The organism is Alteromonas aestuariivivens (assembly GCF_003367475.1).
GTDB classification, from domain to species: Bacteria; Pseudomonadota; Gammaproteobacteria; order Enterobacterales; family Alteromonadaceae; genus Alteromonas; species Alteromonas aestuariivivens.
Window position 1 is genome coordinate 1 of record NZ_QRHA01000005.1, and the last position, 19,135, is coordinate 19,135.

The 19,135-nt window shown below is 50.8% G+C and carries 16 protein-coding genes; 4 read left to right on the forward strand and 12 right to left on the reverse strand.

The features are described from left to right. Window positions 1-611 precede the first annotated feature (611 nt). Both DXV75_RS07640 and ypfJ read left to right on the forward strand, forming a co-directional pair. Window positions 612-1,769 (forward strand): pyridoxal phosphate-dependent aminotransferase, encoded by a 1,158-nt coding sequence (locus tag DXV75_RS07640; protein WP_115592821.1) that lies wholly within the window; start codon window positions 612-614, stop codon window positions 1,767-1,769. A gap of 243 nt (window positions 1,770-2,012) precedes the next feature. Continuing rightward, complete coding sequence (ypfJ, locus tag DXV75_RS07645) at window positions 2,013-2,900, forward strand: KPN_02809 family neutral zinc metallopeptidase (RefSeq protein WP_115592822.1); 888 nt, start codon at window positions 2,013-2,015, stop codon at window positions 2,898-2,900. Between the two features lie 19 nt (window positions 2,901-2,919). Here the strand turns inward: ypfJ and DXV75_RS07650 are convergent, their stop codons facing one another. Both DXV75_RS07650 and DXV75_RS07655 read right to left on the reverse strand, forming a co-directional pair. Continuing rightward, window positions 2,920-3,840: an alpha-E domain-containing protein gene (locus DXV75_RS07650; protein WP_115592823.1), complete on the reverse strand. Its 921-nt coding sequence runs from the start codon at window positions 3,838-3,840 to the stop codon at window positions 2,920-2,922. A gap of 1 nt (window position 3,841) precedes the next feature. Further along, window positions 3,842-5,296 carry a circularly permuted type 2 ATP-grasp protein gene (locus DXV75_RS07655; RefSeq protein ID WP_115592824.1) on the reverse strand — a complete coding sequence of 485 codons (1,455 nt, stop codon included), beginning with the start codon at window positions 5,294-5,296 and terminating at the stop codon, window positions 3,842-3,844. Between the two features lie 168 nt (window positions 5,297-5,464). Here DXV75_RS07655 and DXV75_RS07660 point away from each other — a divergent pair, with 168 nt between their 5' ends. Then, window positions 5,465-6,202: a proteasome-type protease gene (locus DXV75_RS07660; RefSeq protein WP_115592825.1), complete on the forward strand. Its 738-nt coding sequence runs from the start codon at window positions 5,465-5,467 to the stop codon at window positions 6,200-6,202. A 3-nt stretch (window positions 6,203-6,205) separates the two neighbouring features. Here DXV75_RS07660 and DXV75_RS07665 read toward each other — a convergent pair whose 3' ends face one another. From DXV75_RS07665 to DXV75_RS07680, 4 genes are all read right to left on the reverse strand, one after another. Further along, window positions 6,206-7,291, reverse strand: coding sequence for a zinc-binding metallopeptidase family protein (locus DXV75_RS07665; protein WP_115592826.1), 1,086 nt, complete (start codon window positions 7,289-7,291; stop codon window positions 6,206-6,208). A gap of 210 nt (window positions 7,292-7,501) precedes the next feature. Continuing rightward, window positions 7,502-9,040: a cryptochrome/photolyase family protein gene (locus tag DXV75_RS07670; protein WP_115592827.1), complete on the reverse strand. Its 1,539-nt coding sequence runs from the start codon at window positions 9,038-9,040 to the stop codon at window positions 7,502-7,504. 1 nt (window position 9,041) lies between these two features. Further along, window positions 9,042-10,469, reverse strand: a complete 1,428-nt coding sequence (locus DXV75_RS07675; protein ID WP_115592828.1) for a cryptochrome/photolyase family protein — start codon at window positions 10,467-10,469, stop codon at window positions 9,042-9,044. Between the two features lie 99 nt (window positions 10,470-10,568). Then, the gene (locus DXV75_RS07680; protein WP_115592829.1) at window positions 10,569-10,829 is read right to left on the reverse strand and encodes a hypothetical protein; all 261 of its coding nucleotides are present in this window, start codon (window positions 10,827-10,829) and stop codon (window positions 10,569-10,571) included. Window positions 10,830-10,959: 130 nt separating this feature from the next. Between DXV75_RS07680 and fabA the strand changes: the two genes are divergently transcribed. After that, complete coding sequence (gene fabA, locus DXV75_RS07685) at window positions 10,960-11,478, forward strand: bifunctional 3-hydroxydecanoyl-ACP dehydratase/trans-2-decenoyl-ACP isomerase (protein ID WP_115592830.1); 519 nt, start codon at window positions 10,960-10,962, stop codon at window positions 11,476-11,478. Window positions 11,479-11,529: 51 nt separating this feature from the next. Here fabA and rmf read toward each other — a convergent pair whose 3' ends face one another. The 6 genes from rmf to pyrD all read right to left on the reverse strand — a co-directional run bounded on the left by rmf (window position 11,530) and on the right by pyrD (window position 19,080). After that, window positions 11,530-11,706, reverse strand: a complete 177-nt coding sequence (gene rmf, locus DXV75_RS07690; RefSeq protein ID WP_115593057.1) for a ribosome modulation factor — start codon at window positions 11,704-11,706, stop codon at window positions 11,530-11,532. A 353-nt stretch (window positions 11,707-12,059) separates the two neighbouring features. Beyond that, window positions 12,060-13,751, reverse strand: coding sequence for a DUF3466 family protein (locus DXV75_RS07695; RefSeq protein ID WP_115592831.1), 1,692 nt, complete (start codon window positions 13,749-13,751; stop codon window positions 12,060-12,062). A gap of 12 nt (window positions 13,752-13,763) precedes the next feature. Beyond that, window positions 13,764-15,695: an ATP-binding cassette ATPase Uup gene (gene uup / locus DXV75_RS07700; protein ID WP_115592832.1), complete on the reverse strand. Its 1,932-nt coding sequence runs from the start codon at window positions 15,693-15,695 to the stop codon at window positions 13,764-13,766. Continuing rightward, on the reverse strand, window positions 15,692-15,925 hold the full coding sequence (locus DXV75_RS07705; protein WP_115592833.1) for a glutaredoxin family protein: 234 nt from the start codon (window positions 15,923-15,925) through the stop codon (window positions 15,692-15,694). The genes uup and DXV75_RS07705 overlap by 4 nt, the downstream gene beginning before the upstream one ends. Beyond that, window positions 15,922-18,018 (reverse strand): bifunctional 23S rRNA (guanine(2069)-N(7))-methyltransferase RlmK/23S rRNA (guanine(2445)-N(2))-methyltransferase RlmL, encoded by a 2,097-nt coding sequence (gene rlmKL / locus DXV75_RS07710; RefSeq protein ID WP_115592834.1) that lies wholly within the window; start codon window positions 18,016-18,018, stop codon window positions 15,922-15,924. Before rlmKL ends, DXV75_RS07705 begins: the two co-directional genes overlap by 4 nt. Window positions 18,019-18,072: 54 nt before the next feature. Further along, the gene (gene pyrD, locus DXV75_RS07715) at window positions 18,073-19,080 is read right to left on the reverse strand and encodes a quinone-dependent dihydroorotate dehydrogenase (RefSeq protein ID WP_115592835.1); all 1,008 of its coding nucleotides are present in this window, start codon (window positions 19,078-19,080) and stop codon (window positions 18,073-18,075) included. Between the last annotated feature and the right edge of the window lie 55 nt (window positions 19,081-19,135).

Here is a 19,135-nt window from a genome sequence, read left to right on the forward strand (position 1 = left end):
TCCGCCTGCTTAAGAATGGCCAGGATCTGACTGTCCGTGTATCGTGATTTTTTCATGCAGAATCTCCTGCGTTCAGGTTACGAGAAAATTCTACTTTTGGCTGCTGTTATTTTTAGGGGGGATTACCACTGGAATAGAAACGACATCACACATTGATTTAAAGACGTTAAAATACACTATATTTAACATAATATACATTATGCGCAATTAACTATATTGAGTGGATGAGGACCTGTGGCTCTGCTCCTTCGGCTCGTATATGCAACACGCCTGCGCTCCCGTCGGTGCTCGACGCTGTTGCCACTCACTGTTCAGGCGCACACGTGCTCACCGCCTGTGCGTCAGCGCTGCTTGATGGTTTGGTTTATAAAATGCAGAACGCGATCGACCTGATGCTCTTAGACTCTCTAACGTCGTTGGCTTGAAATGATTTATGTCCCTATTCAGGTATAACAGTACTGGAACTCAATTAGGAACGCAGAAATAGGAAAAAGTAGTGCTACCAGAAACTAGAATTTAAACCTCATTTCCGTTATTAATAGCTGGCGTTAAAATGCGCTTATTGTTAGGCAAGATGCGCATAACTACATGAATAATAATAAGGAACTCACATGCAAGAGCCGTTTAATCCACGCCGCCGCTTTCTGAAGACCATAACGTCGGGTCTCGTCGCTGCAGGCACTGCCAGCTTTGCTTCGCCACTGTTTGCGTCAGAAAGTACATTGTTACCATTTCGGCGCGGTGCCACACTGTTACCACTTCATTTCAATGAAAATTCTCTTGGGATGTCTCCCAAAGCATTAGCCGCAGGCCAGGAAGCGGTTCGGATTATGGGCAACCGTTATGCCGACGATTACTGTGATACCTTGCGTGAAATGCTGGCGAAACAGCATGGGGTGAGTAAAAGTCAGATTGTATTGGGTAATGGCTCCACTGAAGTTATCAACGCGGTAGTTCGCTGGCTGGGTAAATCTAACGCAGTATTACTCGAACCCTCACCAACTTACAGCCAGGTTAGTGAACAATTCACCCTTGCAGGGCTTGATATCATCCAGGTTCCAACAGACGCAAAATTTGTAACGGATATCGCCGCAATGCGGGATCGTGCTGCGCAGATAGATGGCCCGTTATTGATCAATCTGTGTAACCCAAATAACCCGACCGGAACAATTACACCTTACGAAATACTGCAGGAGTGGGTTTCGTCTTCTCCGTCAGAGCATGTGTTTCTGATTGACGAAGCCTACTACGATTACGCAGCGGCGGATCCGGCCTATGAGACAGCGCTGAAACTCATAAAACAGCAGCGCGACAATGTCATTGTTACGCGCACCTTTTCGAAAATATTCGGCATGGCCGGACTTCGTATGGGCTATGGTATTGCCACTGAGAAAACCGCGAAAGTTGTGGATGCACACGGTGCTGGATTTAACCTGAATGCTGCAGGTTTGGCTGCTGCGATTGCCGGGCTTAAAGATGAATCTTTTTACCAGCACAGCCTGAAATCCAACTACCAGGCTAAGCAAATACTGCTGGAAACCCTGGACCAGCTTGGGCTTGAATACATTCCCAGTCACACCAATTTCGTACTGCATCGAATTAACGGCCCAGTTGACATTTATCAACAGCGGATGAAGGAAAATGGCATTCTTGTCGGGCGTAAAATGACACAGCAGGACGGCTGGAACCGTGTGTCAATTGGCGTGCCTGAGCAAATGGAAGCATTTTGCAAAACACTGAAAGCATTCAGGGAAAAAAGTTGGGTGTAGGTTAAATCTACTCGTTTTTATTGCTGGCCTATTGCCTGTTGATGGGTTCCATATACCCAAGGCACTAGGCTTTTTTTACAATGCCATTTCCAAACCAGTGTCTGTTTACCTGCGCTCGAAAACTTCTTTCGAATTCCTATCCCGATAGCCTGTGCAATCCTGAAAATTAGCCTTACGGTTCCCGCTTGTTTCCATTCTGAGCTAGACTTCACAATTAACTGTTGGGAACACTGAGGTATTCTCATGCGCTGGCGTCAAGGTAGAAGAAGCAGTAATGTGGAAGATCGCCGTGGCGATCCTGGTATGAGCGGTGGCTCAGGTATGCATTTGGGCAGCATTGTTGGGTTACTGCCTTTGTTGCTTAAAAGTAAGATAGGCTGGTTGATCATTGCCGGATTTATCGCATTTCAGTTTTTGGGTGGCGGCTATTCCCTTCAGCCATCGATACCCCAAAGCTCTCTTGAAAACCAGCCCGGGCAAAGCCCTGCCCAATCCAGTCGTCCGGATGATGAAATTGCCGATTTTGTTTCTGTGGTACTGGGTAGTACCGAAGATGTTTGGGGCGCACTGTTTCGCCAGCAAGGCAGTCAGTACCGGCCCCCTACCCTTGTTCTTTACAGCAACATGATTCAGTCAGCCTGCGGTTTCAACTCCTCCGCGGTTGGCCCTTTCTATTGTCCGGGTGATCAAAAGGTATACCTTGATTTGAGTTTTCTAAGCGAACTTAAGCGCCTAGGGGCTCCGGGTGATTTTGCCTTTGCCTATGTAATTGCCCATGAGGTAGGTCATCATGTCCAACGGGTAACCGGAATAGAAGGCCAGGTTCAGGCCCAACGCCAGCGCGCGGATCAAGTTACCGCAAACCGGCTTTCGGTCAGGCTGGAACTGCAGGCCGACTGCTACGCCGGAGTCTGGGCGCATTACGCGCACACCGAACAGGGCATGCTTGAATCGGGTGATCTTGAGGAAGGCATTGGCGCAGCGTCTGCGGTTGGTGACGACAGGCTAATGAAAAAAGCCGGAAGGTCCGTCAGCCCGGACAGCTTTACTCATGGGAGTGCCGCACAGCGGGTACAGTGGTTCCGCCAGGGGTTTGAAAGTGGTGATGTACAGCAGTGCAACACCTTTTAGGGAGTGTTGCACTCTAAACTCAGAAATAAGCCTCATCGATGGCGTTATGGATGTTCATCAACCCTGCCTGAATATCGTCTATCACCTCGTGAAGCCGGGCCTGCTTGAGTGAACGGGTATCGAGTTCTTCAAGTTGGCTGGCGACGCTCTGGATCTCGTTGCACACGGTTTCCCGGTTAGGCAGTTCCGCCATGCATTTGTTCAGTTGCATGACTGAGTGCATCAGTGAGCGGGGAAATACGGCGCGCTTCATCAAAAACTCCAGAATGTCGGCCCGGTTTACCCGAAGCCGCATTTCCTGCCGATACATCTGATACGCTGTTAACGACTTGAGCACGCCCATCCATTGAATGTTTTCAAATGCGGAATGCTCCGCAGACATGTCAGGCAGCAGTGAAGCCGATCGCACATCAATGATCCGGGTTGTCATGTCAGCCCGCTCAAGGTGCCTTCCAAGGCGTAAAAACGCGTAGCCATCGTCCCGGTTCATGGTACCGCCAAACAGCCCAGTGATTGACTGGTTGCCGGTAATGATGCGATTCAGACACTCAAACCGGTGGCGGCGGGTAAGCACACTTTGCCCGTCCTCCTTGAGTGTAAGGTGAAGATTGTTGATTTGCTCCCAGGACTCCGACGGAATAATGTCACGTATGATGCGGGCGTTTTCACGGGCATAAGCCAGTGAGTTGATGATCGAACCCGGGGTTTGGCTGTCGGTGACCATAAACTTGATCACGCTGCGCTCGTCAGCCTGGCTGTAGCGTTCGTAAAAGTTATCCCGGAAGGACAACATATCAATAATCGGCTCCCAGCCCAGGGTCACGTTTTTGGGCAAATCGAGCAATAAGTGGGTGTTGACCTGGATAAGCCGAGCCGTATTTTCTGCGCGTTCCAGATAACGTGCCATCCAATAGATGTGATTGGCAACTCTCGATAACATTTTATTCCGCCTCCATGTCAACAATCCAGGTATCTTTACTGCCACCGCCCTGGGAAGAATTTACCACCGTTGACCCCTTGCGCATGGCAACCCGGGTCAAACCGCCAGTGGTAACCTGTATGTCACTGCCGGACAGAATAAACGGGCGCAAATCCAGATGTCTGGCTTCAGCCTTGTTTTCAATCAATGTGGGCGCGGTGGACAACAGCAACATGGGCTGAGCCACATAATTACGGGGGTCTCGCCTGATCAGGCGCACAAATTTTTCCCGCTCAGCCTTGGTAGCATGTGGCCCTATCAACATGCCATAACCGCCGGACTCGTTGGCAGGTTTTACTACCATTTTGTCTATATTTTCAATCACGTAGTCCCGCTCGTCCTTGTTAATGCATTTGTAGGTTGGAACATTGGGCAACAAGGGTTCTTCGTTAAGGTAATATCGAATGATGTCGGGAACATAGGCGTATACCACCTTGTCATCGGCAACACCGGCACCTGGTGCGTTTACCAGCGCAACGTTTCCTGCTTTCCAGGCGCGCATTAAGCCAGGAACACCCAGCATTGAATCTTTACGAAACGCTTCCGGATCCAGAAAGGCATCATCAATACGGCGATAAATCACATCAACCCTTGCCAACCCTTCAACGGTGCGCATGTACACAATGTCGTCATCTTTCACCACCAAATCGGAGCCCACAACCAGTTCTGCGCCCATTTGCTGGGCCAGGTAGGCATGTTCAAAATACGCCGAATTGTAGATACCCGGTGTCATCACCACGATTTCAGGTTGCTCAATCTCACGGGGAGACATTTGCGATAGCAAGTCATAAAGCTGCGAAGGATAGTCGTCAACCGGCAGGATGTTGTATTTCTCGAACAAATCAGGAAATACCCGCTTCATGACATGGCGATTTTCCAGCATGTAGGAAACACCGGAAGGCACCCGCAGATTATCCTCAAGAACGTAAACGGTGCCGGTATCGTCCCTCACCAGATCCGAACCACAGATGTGGGCCCACACCCCATGTTTGGGCTTCACCCCTATGCATTCAGGCAAAAAGTTTTTTGATTCAATCAGAAGGCTTTCCGGCACGATGCCGTCCTTGATGATTTTCTGTTCGTTGTATAAATCATCAATAAACCTGTTGAGCGCAGTCACCCGCTGTTTCAGGCCCTGTTCTATGGTAAGCCATTCTTTTTTATCGATAACCCTGGGAATGATATCAAACGGCCAGGCCCTGTCGATTGAGCCTTCTTCTTCCGTATATACCGTGAAGGTGATCCCCATCACATGAATGGCGGTGTTCGCAGCGGTTTTGTATTCTTCGAGATCTTTATCCGACAAATTCCTCAGGTAGGAGCACAATTGAGCCGCAGCGGGACGAGGTTTGTTTTTTGCCTGAATGAGTTCGTCATAGAATGGACCGGTGCGGTAGTTGCCCCATCGTATGGCCATCGTGTCAATCCCTCAACTTTACTGAAATGAATTAAAAATTTATCTAAACGTGTTTGGTACAAAAAAGCAACGCTAATCGTTTATTTTTTGGCAAGCTTTTCAATACGTTTGTTTATATACTCTGCCAAAATTACTAACCCAACGCAGTTTGTGAGTTAAGGAGAAATTGTGACTTATTGTCTGGCCATAAAAGTCAACAAAGGTTTGGTGTTTGCCTCTGATTCCCGGACCAATGCCGGCGTCGATTACATTGCCACTTACAGCAAAATGCGCCGTTACGCCTGGCCGGGAGAACGGGCTTGCGTGTTGCTTACTTCGGGTAGCCTGGCGACCTCCCAGGCTGTAATGAATGCCATCAATCGCGATCTGGAGCACCCCAAGCCGGAATTTAGCCTGCGCAGTGGCAAGCATTTGCATGAGGTCGCGCAGTACATAGGCCGCCTTAGCCAGGCTGAACAGCAACGGCACGCAAAAGCGATGGAAAAAAGTGGTAACAGCGCGGAATCCAGTTTTATCTTTGGTGGCCAGATTGAGGGCCAGGAACCCGAAATTTACATGATTTACCCTCAGGGAAACTTTATTGCCGCATCCCCGGAAACGCCCTATTTACAGATTGGGGAAAACAAATACGGAAAACCTATTCTTGACCGGATTATCTCACCGCAGACCTGTGTGGAAGACGCCGCCCGCTGTGCTATTGTTTCCCTCGATTCCACTATCCGCAGCAACATTTCCGTGGCCGCCCCCATTGAGCTGGCCATTCACACTACCAACAAGATTGAAGAGCCTTATCATCAGTCTTTCAATAACAACAGCAAATTCTACAAGTCGCTCCAGAAGCAATGGAACGAAGGGCTGAAACGGGCATTCAACCGGCTTCCGCGGTTTGACTGGGAAAAAACCTAGAACTTAACCATTGCGGTAAGCGCAATAACCGTGAACCAGGTTATGGATGAACTGCAGTTTATGCTGAGCTTTGAGAGGTATCACGAAGGGGTATGCGTCATCCAGACCCATACTCCTGTTCAGCGCATTTAACACCGTCGTCAGCCGGCACCAATCCTCGTAAATTGCAGTAAAATCCTCGCACAGGCTGCTTTCGTTTACACGGCTGAGCGGGTTCTGAAGGGTGCTTTGCATCGCACTGACTTCGTATTCCGTTGCGGTTTCCAGTGTATCTACAATATGCAGGTAGTGGGCCCAGGTCTCTGCCCAGTCTTCCCACGGGTGCATGCTTGCGTAGGCACTGATGTAACTGTCCTGCCACTCGGGAGCTGGCCCATTGTCATAGTAGTAAATGAGTGCGTTGCCATAATCCTGGCGTTCGTCCCCAAACAGACTGCGGAACTCATTCAGGCAGGCACTGTTTTTAATCAGTTTGTCCCAGTAGTAATGGCCGGATTCGTGTCTGAGATGACCTATCAGGGTACGATAGCGTTCATTCATTTTTTCACGCATCTGCAAACGGGAAGCGTCTTCTGCCTCATTGAGATTCAGCGTGATCATGCCGTTACTGTGACCGGTCATTATCGTATGTTTAACCGTTAATTCCTGCCCGTACTCATCCTCACTGACGTCTTCAAGAAACTGGAACCTGAGTGGCGGTTCCTTATCTTCAGGGTTATCCCAAACCGGCAAACCCAATTTGCTTAAGGTATAAAGCAGATGACGTTTGGCCCGCTCCATTCTATACCATAATTGTGGATTATTCGGCTTGGACAAATCGGGAATGGTGTCGGTTAGCCGACAGGACTCACACAAGGCATGGTCCTCTTCTGCCGGTACCAGCCAGTTACAAACCTGGTTCTTGCTGTAATTGGTGCAGGGGCGGTAAAGCTTGTGATCAATGCAGGCCCGCCACAAATCTGGCTCCACAATGTCGCAAGCGGTAATTTCCAGCAAACCACCGATAAACCCCACTGGCCTGGAACAGGACAAACACATGGAATTGGCGAAATACAGCGTATTACCACATTCGCAGTGGAAATTTTTCACCGGAGTTCCCTCTTAAATTTCTGGAATAATGTTTTAAGTATAAGCGGAATTGACACCGGCCTACCAAGTAAATGTGATTTTCATGTTCCGGCAGACGTTATTAAGGGCCCGGAGGACTGCTCGCGCACAGACTCAATACTTACTATATTTCAGAAGCTTAATAGGTTACGCGTAACAGGATTTAATGCTTTAGGGTTACGCACTATGGTGTTAAACGTCATTTTTCTCCAGTTTTTGCAAGAACTCCGCGCAGCTTTGTTCCACAGCGCTTCGCTTGCTGTCATCCATTCGGTAGAAACTGTTGTAGATAAGTTGCATACGGGGGTTGCTTGCAAGTTTGTCTGCGTGCCGCGCCACAAACTGCCAGTAAAGGTAATTAAAAGGACAGGCCGAGGGGCCGGTTTTTTTGGCCACACTGTAGCCGCAGTTACTGCAATAATCCGACATTTTATTGATGTAACTGCCGCTGGCAATATAGGGTTTACTGGCCAGTTTTCCACCGTCGGCATAAAGGATCATCGACGCCACGTTGGGCAGTTCAACCCATTCATAGGCGTCGGCATACACCAGTAAGTACCACTCCTGCACCGCCTGGGGGGATAACTCTGCCAACAGACTGAAATTGCCTATCACCATAAGGCGCTGGATGTGGTGGGCATAGGCGTGTTTACGGGTGTCCTGAATACACTGGCGCAGGCAATTCATGTTGGTGTGGCCGGTCCAAAAGAATTCAGGCAAAGGCCGCTGGGCAGAAAAATAGTTTTGGCTTGCCAAATCCGGCATAAAATACCAGTAAAACCCGCGCACAAACTCGCGCCATCCAAGTACCTGGCGAATAAAACCCTCTGCTGAATTTAAAGGGACCTGCCCCGCATGGTAGGCAGCTTCGGCCTGACTAACCACTTCCCGGGGTGTCAGTAAGCCACAATTGAGATAAAAAGACAGGTGCGAATGAAACAGCCATGGGTCCCCTTCCCGCATGGCATCCTGATAACGGCCAAAATCAGGCAGTCGCTCCTGAATAAACGTATTCAGAACCGTGAGAGCCTGCTCCCGGGTCACTGCAAAACCAAAACGTTCCAGTTCACCAAAGTGATCGGGAAAATGCGCTTTTACCAGCGCTATGACTTCCTTTGTAACCGGGTCTGGCTGGAAAATCGTGGGTTTTGGTACGGCCACATTAGCGGGCATGGGTTCGCGGTTTTGCTGATCATAGTTCCACTTTCCGCCAACCGGACGGGTTCCCTCCATTAACACTCCGGTTTGACGGCGCATTTCACGATAAAAAAACTCCATGCGAAGTTGCTTTCGCCCTTCTGCCCAGTCTGCAAAGCCTTGCCTGGAGCAAATAAAACGGGTGTCCGGTAAAATTTCTACCGCAACCCCCAGCATGGACGACCATTGTTGCATGCTGATTAACAAACGGTGCTCGCCCGGTTCGGTTACCACCACCCGGCCCCAATCTCGCAGCTTTAACTGCCGCATCACTTCACCCTGCAGGCTGCCCTGATTGTCAGCACAGTCATAAGTTCGGTAAATAACTTCGATTCCGCTATTTTCCAGCTGCCTGGCAAAGTGGCGCATGGCAGAAAACAGCAGCACAATTTTCTTTTTGTGGTGGTGCACATAGGTCGCTTCCTGCTTAACCTCTGCCATCAGCACCGCATCGGTGTTCTTATTAATACATTGAAACATTTCCAGAGATTCGGTGAGCTGATCACCCAGCAGTAAAAACAGTGTGCCTGCCATATCAGTTGCCTTTTATGCTCACAAAGGCGTCCAGTGCACGCTGGCGGGAAGCTTTGAGATCCACCAGAGGCTGCGGATAAGTCTTGCCCAGTTCAACCCCGGCCTGCTGTAGAATCGGCTCAGGAGCCTGCCAGGGCTGATGAATGTATTTGTCCGGTAACTCCGCCAGCTCCGGGCAGTAGTGCCTTACATACTCGCCCTGCTTGTCAAATTTCTCTCCCTGCAGTATCGGGTTGAAAATTCGAAAGTATGGTGCTGCGTCGGCGCCGGAACCCGCCACCCACTGCCAGCTCGCGCTGTTGCTGGCCAGGTCGGCATCAAGCAGGCAATCCCAGAACCAGCGGGCCCCTTGCCGCCAGTCAATGAGCAGGTTTTTCACCAGATAGGAGCCGACTATCATCCGCACCCGATTGTGCATGTAGCCGGTTTGCCACAACTCCCGCATACCTGCATCCACTATGGGCACACCAGTCTGGCCCCGTTGCCAGGCTTTAAGGTGGGCGTTATCGTAACGCCAGGGAAAGCCATCAAATTTTCGGTTGAAATTGCATTCAGGCAGTTCCTGAAAATGGTAGAGCAGATAGTAGCTGAATTCCCGCCAGCCCAGTTCGCTCATAAAGCAGTCGATGTGCTGATTGTCAGTATCGCCGAACGCATCTTTGATGGCATACCAGATTTGGTTGGGGGAAATTTCACCAAAGTGCAGGTGTGGGGACAGCCTGGAAGTGCCCTGTAACCCGGGTTTGTCCCGGGCTTGCTTGTAGTTTAACGCGGCGTCTTCAATGAAGGTTTTCAAACGCGAAGCGGCGCCTTCTTCACCCGGGTTCCAGATTGCCCCCATGGTTTGGTACCAGCGGATAGCCGGGATGAGGCCCAGCGAATCCAGTGCACTACCTGAATTTTCAGTTTGCCCGTAGGTTATTCTTGCTGGTGCTGCCAGCGGATAGCGCGGGGGCGCGGCATTCAGGCACCCCTTTCGGTAATAGGGTGTAAACACTTTATAGGGGCTGCCATCAGCCTTGTTGATGGCCATGGGTTCCCACAACAGGCTGCCGTTGAAACTCTGTGCTTTAAAGCCATGCTCCCGAAGGGATTGCTTGAGCCGTTGATCCCGTTGAATTTGCCAGGGTTCATAGCAACGATTCCAGAAAACACAGCTTGCCCCCAGTTCGTTCATAAGCTGAGGAAGCAGACGCTCCGCGTCCCCTTTAAATACCAGCAAGTGATTATTCAGGCGCTCATTGAGGCTCTGCAGAGAATGATGTAGCCACCAACGCGATGCACCACCGGGTTGGTATTGTTCGGGAGCGGTGCTGTCCAGAATGAATACCGGGATGATCTTGCCCTCGTCACAGGCAGCTCTTAACGCAGGGTTATCGTTGACACGCAGGTCCTGGCGGAACCACATCAGGCAGGTAGGAACAGCCACATCACTTCCTTTCTAAAGGTGCTAATAGCTGTTCTTTACGTATTTTGGAACTTTACGATCTCCGGGTGGCGGAAAAATTTTCAGTTTCCCCTCAAGGGCCTAACGTTTGTGGTCCTTTAACCATTCGTTGAGCAGTTTAATTTGCCCACAGCGGTATGCGGCGTAAAGCACCCGCAATGCATTAGACAACACTTCACTGTCACTCCAGCCGGTTTTTTCACTGATCTCTTCGTAACACTCCATGGCCTGTGGGGTTACATACCCGCGAACCAGTTTCTTACCGGCGGCTTTTTGCCGTTCACGGAAACGACGTTGCTTTTCAGCGTTGGCATTGGAATTGGTTTTCTTTTTTTCATTCATGTTGTTGTCTCTTTGATGAACCGGCAGTGTACCACGGTGAAAAACGCAAAATAAATTACTGTTCAGAGTTGTTTGGCGTACGACTGTTCGCTAAATTAGCCCGTTGATTGCAACCACTACTGAGTAAACAATGTCAGAGAAACAAAATAGCTTTAACCGTGACGACCTGCTGGCGTGTAGCCAGGGTAAAATGTTTGGCCCGGGAAACAGCCAGCTACCCGCCCCTAACATGCTGATGATGGATCGCATCACCTCAATCACCGAGGATGGAGGAGAACACGGTAAGGGCGAAATCATCGCGGAATTGGACATCACTCCGGACCTCTGGTTTTTTGATTGCCACTTTCCCGGTGACCCGGTAATGCCAGGCTGTCTTGGGCTTGACGCCATGTGGCAACTGGTTGGGTTCTTCCTCGGCTGGAGCGGAGGCCCGGGTAAAGGTCGCGCACTGGGTGTGGGCGAAGTGAAGTTTACCGGCCAAATCCTGCCTACTGCAAAAAAGGTAGAGTACCGTATCACTATGAAACGTGTGGTTAAGCGCAAGTTGTTTATGGGCCTGGCCGATGGCAGCGTTGCGGTTGACGGCCGCGTTATCTACACCGCCAAAGACCTCAAAGTAGGCCTGTTCCAGGACACCAGCAGTTTCTGACGGGCATAAAAAAGCCCCGTTAAAGGGGCTTAGCTGTGCTCAAAGAGATGTTCAACGAACGTTGTAACCGAGCTGTCGGTCCTCGACAGCCTCACGCCATCCACCTAACCAGTGGGACCTGGCATCGTACGCCTGAAATGGACAATTTTCCTTTGATCGACCGCTAATACCAGCTTGATACCCCTTAGCGTGGGCGCGCGTCAATTTATCTCTTTTTTGTCTTTTCATTGATAAGCCTCTTTTTTGGGTTAAATGCTGCGACAAACCTTCAGGCTCCCTCACCAATTTGTGTTTGCTAGTGCCGTTAAAAAGTGTCACAGCAATTACTGAGATAGTGCTTTGGAGAGTTTGGTTCAAGAGAAAAGTTATCTTCAGGCTATTGACAAGCGGTAACATAATGAAAAAGTGTGATTTTTTAAGTTACACTTTTTTTGCATAAATGTTTCAGTTATTACTACGATTGGATCTATGCTGATTCTGAATTGGATCACCAGCATTTTTTGGCCTGCTCAAAAACAAAAAGCCACGCATTATTTGCGTGGCTTTGCTTCCGTAAAACACTGTGCCCTGGCGCAATATTACTAGCTATTAAGTTGCGGGCGTTTACGGCGGAACATAAATGCCAGCCCGGCAAAACAGGCCAGCCACCAGGCTGAAAGCGCCGCACCCTGACGTTCATACTTGCCACCGTCAGCTTCGCACTCTTCAATACTGCCCCCGTCAAGCGGGCGCATGAGAACGGCAATGACATTGTCCACAGGTACGGTTTCACCCGCGGAATTCAGCACCTCATTGCCGGTAACGTACGTTTGCGGCTCACGAAAACGGGCGTTGACCAGGATTTCGTTATTGTCATTGATGTCCACCGCTTCCAGCAAGGTATAAGGGCTATCGCAGGCTTGCAGTGTGTTCAGGTCAACAAACTCTTCGGTGTCGATGTTATACATGTAAGCGTGAGTTTCACGATTACGCTCATCGCTGGTTTCCACATCGGCCTTGCCCACTACCATATTGTTATTGTTGATGGCCTTTACCGTAACCTGCGAACCAGAGAAGAATCCGCTGGGGTAGCGGGATTCGCCTGTATCCAGGTTGTGAACGAACAACCTGTTCCTGGCCACGTCGTACGGGGCACGGGTCACATAACCTGCTACCCAGTTGTTGTTATTGATGACGTTGGCGGCACTTTGAATGTTTTCATCCCGAGGCAACAATTCAGTGGTTTCGCCATTCTGATAGATGGTAGCGACTAGCTCACTCTCTGGTGACGGGTTCGATTGAGGGCGGGTAACCCAGACAAATTCACCTGTCATAGACTCACCGACTGCAATGCCTTCGTCGTTGATATCATAAGCCCGGGCCAGATAAATTGCGGTAGAATCTTCTTCAGGGGTAAACACCAGCGGGTAGGTTTGCAGATCGATTACGTTTCCGGTGGCGTCCAGTTGCCAGATGTGGGGCCGGAACTGTGCGGCGCCAGCTAACGAGCGGCGAGTATCGCTGATGCAAATTTCAACCGGTTCATCCCCGCGCAGTTCCGGGTCGTTGCATTCTTCAGCGTCTTCAATTATCGCGTCGGTAACCTCGGTGGTACCGTAGCCTGTTACCTGGAGGTTGTTGTTGATGGCATACGCCTCACTGATACCGTTCAGAAACGCGTTCTGTGGTGCCAGCACATGGGTAACGCCATTAACCTGCACATAAGCTTGCTGAAGGGTCTCGTTGTAGGTGTAGGTAAGCTCGTTGACTTCTTCATCAACGTAATCCACCTCTTTGTAAACCCCTTCGGTGGTACCGACAATGTAGTCGCCCGCCAGGCTATCCCGAGCCAGGGTATTAACTGAATGACTGTAGGTTCCAAACAGTGGCAGTTCTTCATCAAGGCCAGGCACCAGGTTGTAGCTCACACCATCGGTAATGTAACTGCGGTAAGCTGCCAATTGCTGAACGAAACGACTATCTCTCCCAGTGAGCAAATAGTTCACGATGGTTGTGTAGTCCCGATCGCTGAAAATGCCCTGTTTAACGTCTTCTTCGTTTTCCAACGTGACAGCACTGTAAAAACCGCTGTCATCAAGCCGGTCTACATCTATCGGTGGATTAAATTCATATTGCAAACTCGTAGTTGCAAAACCACTGTTGTCCAGCGACTGCCCAAAATTGTTTTTGGAAAATTCCTGGACCGGTAACGGGGTAACAGAGTAGGTGGCAGCCAGGGCAGTTGCACTGCTGGATGCCAATAAAATGGCCGCTGCAAGCTGATTTACTTTCATTCAAAATCCTATTTACTGCTGATTATCTTCCAGCATGCTTTCTAATTCATCCCAGCGCGCGTATTTCTGGGAAAGTTGTGATTCAATCTCGTTAAGCTGAGCCAGCGTGGCCGCTGTGGCATCACTGTCCTGCCTAAAAAAGTCTGGGTGATTAACCTGTTCCTGCACCTCTCCAAGGGAGATTTCCAGGTTCTCGATTTGTGCAGGTAACGCTTCCAGTTCCCGCTGATCTTTGTATGATAGCTTTTTCGGCTTGCGGGGTGAAGACTTAGCACTAGGACTGCCAACGTCGGCTTTAGTTTCGCTAACGCCAACTTTTTTTGCATCCTTGCGCTGTTGTTCCTGCTGTTGGGCATACCACTGCTGTACATCGCTGAAACCGCCGACAAATTCCCGTACGCTGCCCTCACCTTCAAACACCAGGCAACTGTTGGCAACATTATCCACAAACTCACGGTCGTGGCTTACCAGCAACACCGTACCCTGATATTCAGCCAGCAGGGTTTCAAGCATTTCCAGCGTTTCCACATCCAGATCGTTGGTGGGTTCGTCGAGAACCAGCAGATTGCTGGGTTTGAGCATCAGTTTGGCCAGCATCAGGCGGTTCTTTTCCCCCCCGGAAAGGGATTTAACCGGCGCATTCACCCGTTCTGGCGTGAACAGGTAATCCTGCAGGTAACTGATCACATGGCGGGGATGGCCGTTGACCATCAAATCCCGCTTGCCGTCACCCACCACATCAATCACCGACTTTTCCAAATCGAGGCCCTGCCGGTGCTGATCAAAATACGCTACTTCCAGGTTGGTACCCTGGCGGCACTGCCCGGAATCAGGGCTAAGCTGGCCAAGCAACAACTTGATGAGCGTACTTTTTCCGCAACCATTAGGGCCAATCAGCGCTAACTTGTCGCCGCGCAATACATTAAGATCCAACCCCTTAACAATCGTCTTTCCTTCAATCTGGTAGTGCAAACCGGTTACTTCAAACACCATCTTACCGGAACGCGCACCCTGGTGCTGGTTCACCACCGCATTGCCCTGCAGTTCCCGCCTTTGTCGACGTTCTTCGCGCAGCTTTTTCAGCGCCCTCACCCGCCCTTCATTGCGGGTGCGGCGAGCCTTAATGCCCTGTCTGATCCAAACTTCTTCCTGCGCCAGCTTTTTATCAAACTCCGCATTCTGAGCCGCTTCGACTTCGATGTCCTGCTGTTTCTTCTCCAGATAGGCTTCGTAATTGCCCGGATAACTGGTAAGTGCTCCCCTGTCCAGGTCAACAATTCGGGTAGCCATATTACGAATGAAAGCACGGTCGTGGCTGACGAAAACAATGGCACCACTGTAGTGGCTGAGGCTTTGTTCCAGCCAGCGTATCATCTCAATATCAAGGTGGTTGGTGGGCTCGTCAAGTAAGAGCAAATCGGGCTGGCGTACCAGCGCCCGGGCCAACGCGGCTTTGCGTCGCCAACCGCCGGACAAGGTCGACAATGAAGCATTACCATCAAGCTTGAGCATGGTCAGAACCTGTTCAATCTGCTGTTCAAACTGCCAGGCATCGCGGGCTTCGAGGGCTTCCTGCAGGTTCTGCATACGGATCAGGTTGGCCTCAGACGGGTCATCGGCCACCACACGGGTACAGTGAAAATACTGTTTGAGTATTTCACCCACATCCGACAACCCCTCTGCCACATAATCAAACAGGGTGACATCGGTGGTTTGAGGCGGGTCCTGCTCCAGTCGCGCAACAACTGTTTTGCTGTCGATAATGCGCTGACCGTCGTCGGCGATGATGTCACCGGCAATGACTTTCATCAGGGTGGACTTTCCGCTGCCATTGCGGCCTACCAGACACACGCGCTCTTTGGGTTGCACAACCAGTTCCACGCCGTCCAGTAATGGTGGGTTACCATAAATAACAGTAATGCCTTTTAACTGAATCACACTCATTTCAGAAACTGCTCCAGGCGGGTTAAATCGAAGGGCCAGCCCAGCTCTTCGCCATTATCAAGGCGCTTGATGACCGGAATACGCACGGCGTACAAATGGTAAAGCTGCGTGTCTTCACGAATATTGAACTTTTCAATGTCCAGTGACGGCCACGAACGGCTGGCCTGTAAAATAGCCAGGGCGTCGTCACACAAATGGCAGTGCGGGCCGGTATAAAACGCTAATTTCATAGCTGCAGCACCCAGCACTGATGGATGTTGGCATGACGGGCAAAATCTTCCGGAATGCTGGCCTTGCTCACATCTTCCACGCTGAACCCCATGGCTTCCAACTCCAGGGTTTCCAGTTTGAATCCACGCCGGTTGTTGGAAAAGATGATGGTTCCACCGGGACGCAAGCATTTGCGCGCTTCAGTAAGTAAGCGCAGGTGATCCCGTTGCACGTCCCAGGTGGTATTCATGCGTTTTGAATTGGAAAACGAAGGCGGATCGATAAAGATCAAATCGTACTGGCCGCTGTGCTGGCCCAGCCACTGGGTACAATCAGCCTGTATAAACGCGTACGGCCCATTTAAATTGTTAAGCCTAAAGTTGTCTTTGGCCCACTGCAGATAGGTGTTCGACATATCCACGGTGGTAACAGAGCGGGCCTTACCCAGTGCGGCAAACACCGACACGCTGCCGGTATAGGAAAACAGGTTTAATACGTCCTTTTGGGCCGCGCGCTCCCTCACCCACTGACGGGTGATGCGATGATCAAGAAACAGGCCGGTATCAAGATAATCCGTCAGGTTCACCAGTAGTTTGGCACCGTTTTCCCACACCTCAAGCCGTTCGCCTTTGGTGTCAAACTTGTCGTACTGGTTCTTGCCCTTTTGCTGGCTGCGCACTTTCAGAGCGATATTCTTCGCTGACACGCCAGTGGCCGCTGGAAGGTACATGAGCACTTCCTGAATACGCCGGCGGGCTTTGTCTTCCGACACGGTTTTCGGCGGCGCGTACTCCTGCACAACCAGCCAGTCTGCATAACGGTCTACCGCTACATTGTATTCGGGCAGGTCGGCGTCATAAATGCGGTAACAGTTGGTGTCCTGCTGATCTATCCAGCGCTTCATGCGCTTGAGGTTTTTCCTGATACGGTTGGCGAAATCATGCTGTTCGGCGTCACCACCAAATTGCTGACAATTACCTGCGTCCATCGGGTAATTCACCAAACGGCATTCCAGCGGGCCATTGTTCATGGCGTAATCTTTCTCCGCCCGCAGCTTGAGTACTCTGAGTAAGTCGCGGTTACTGCTCAGCAGGGTAACCTGCCAGCCTTGCCAGGCTTCCTTGAGCTGCCTGCCCCACTGGGCAAACAGAGGAATAAGTTCAGCAAGCTCCCCCAACCGCTCACCGTAAGGCGGGTTGGAAACCAGATAACCGGCTTGTTTGGTTGGCGGTGATGCCTTGCTGGCATCCTGTACCGAAAACTGGATGTCGTTAAATACGCCTGCCTCGTCGGCATTTTTTCGCGCGATGGCGACCAGTTTGCGGCTAACGTCGCTGGCATAAATTGGCTGTTCAATACGGCGCTGGGCCCCGAAGGCCTTTTCGAGCAAGGCATCCCAGGTTTTTGGCTGATGCTGTAACCAGTGGCTGAAACCCCAGCGATCGCGCTTTATGCCCGGTGCTATGTTACGGGCAATGTAAGCCGCTTCAATCGCAATGGTGCCAGAACCGCACATCACATCAATCAGCGGTGCCTGCATGTTGTCGGTCCAGCCGGAACGCATCAGCATGGCACAGGCAATGTGCTCTTTGAGCGGCGCTGACCCGGTATCCTGGCGATAGGCCCGCTGGTGTAGGCTCTGACCACAGAGGTCCAGGCCGAGCAGCAGCCGGTCCCGCTGACAGCGGGCATAGATGGAAATATCGGGCTGACTTCGGTCCACCGAGGGACGATGGCCTAACTCTTCGTTAAACTGATCGACAATCGCATCTTTGATACGCACTGCGCCAAACTGGGTGTTTTTAATCGCCCGATTGGTGCCGACAAACTGCACGCTTAAGGTATGCTTATGGCTCATGTGCTGTTGCCAGTCAACCGACTGGGCACACTGGTACAAGGCATCAGCAGAATCGCTTTTGCCTTCAGCCAGTAACCAGATAACCCGGTTCGCCAGCCTTGACCACAGACACAGGGTATAGGCCTGCTCCAGCGTGCCTTCAAACATCAGGGTACCGGGCGACACTTTCACTTCAGCACCGGGCACCAGGTTTAGGACTTCCTGTTTAAGCAGTTCGTCCAGACCACGACTGGTAGTTACGAGTATTTTATTCATAGCAGGCAAATCTCACCGCGCATAGGCGCATGGATGTAGCATCAAATTGGCGTTTCACAGGGCTTTAACGCACTGTTTAACCAGTTCCGGGCCCTGGTAGATAAACGCCGAATATATCTGCACCAGTGAAGCACCGGCATCAATTCTGTCTTTCGCCGCCTGTGGGCTGTCAATGCCCCCAACACCAATAATCGGAATGGCCCGGTCCAGCGCCTTAGAAAGTTTGCGGGTCACCAACAAGCTCATGTCGGTTAACACCGAACCACTCAGACCACCCGCCTCTTCACTGTTTGGAAGGCCTGCCACCGCTTCACGGCTTAGCGTGGTATTGGTTGCAATCACACCGTCCATTTTGCTGTTGAGCAAAGAACCAGCGATGCTGTTGATCTCCTCGTCGTTCAGATCCGGGGCAATTTTAATGAACAGAGGCACATACTTGCTGTGAGTCTGACACAGGGTTTCCTGCGCAGCTTTCAGGCCGGTGAGCAGGTTGTCCAGCGCTTCTCCGTACTGCAGATTCCGCAATCCGGGCGTATTGGGCGAGGAAATGTTCACCGTAACGTAACTGGCGTAAGGGTATACCTTGTTCAGGCAAATCAGGTAGTCTTCCAGTGCCCTGGCTTCTTCGGTGTCTTTGTTTTTACCGATATTAATGCCAATTACGCCTTGGTAACGGCTCTGTTTGACCTGTTCAACCAGGTAATCAACACCTTTATTGTTGAAGCCCATACGGTTAATAATGGCCTGTTTTTCCGGAATGCGGAATAAACGGGGCTTGGGATTACCCGGCTGTGGACGGGGCGTGACTGTGCCTACCTCAACAAAACCAAAACCCATGGCACCAAAAGCGTCGATACACTCACCGTTCTTGTCCAGCCCAGCTGCCAACCCTACCGGATTATCAAAGGTAAGCCCGGCAACTTTCACTGGTTTTCTTTCCAGACGGGTGCTGTAAAGGGACTTCAACGGGGTGTGTTGGGTTTGGTGCAAAGTCCGGATGGTCAGGTCATGACTGAATTCTGCAGGAAACTGTAACAGCAGTTTTTGGCCTAAAGATAACATGAAACACCATAAAAAAGCCCTGCTGAGCAGGGCTTGGTCAGTTCAGAATGGGGGT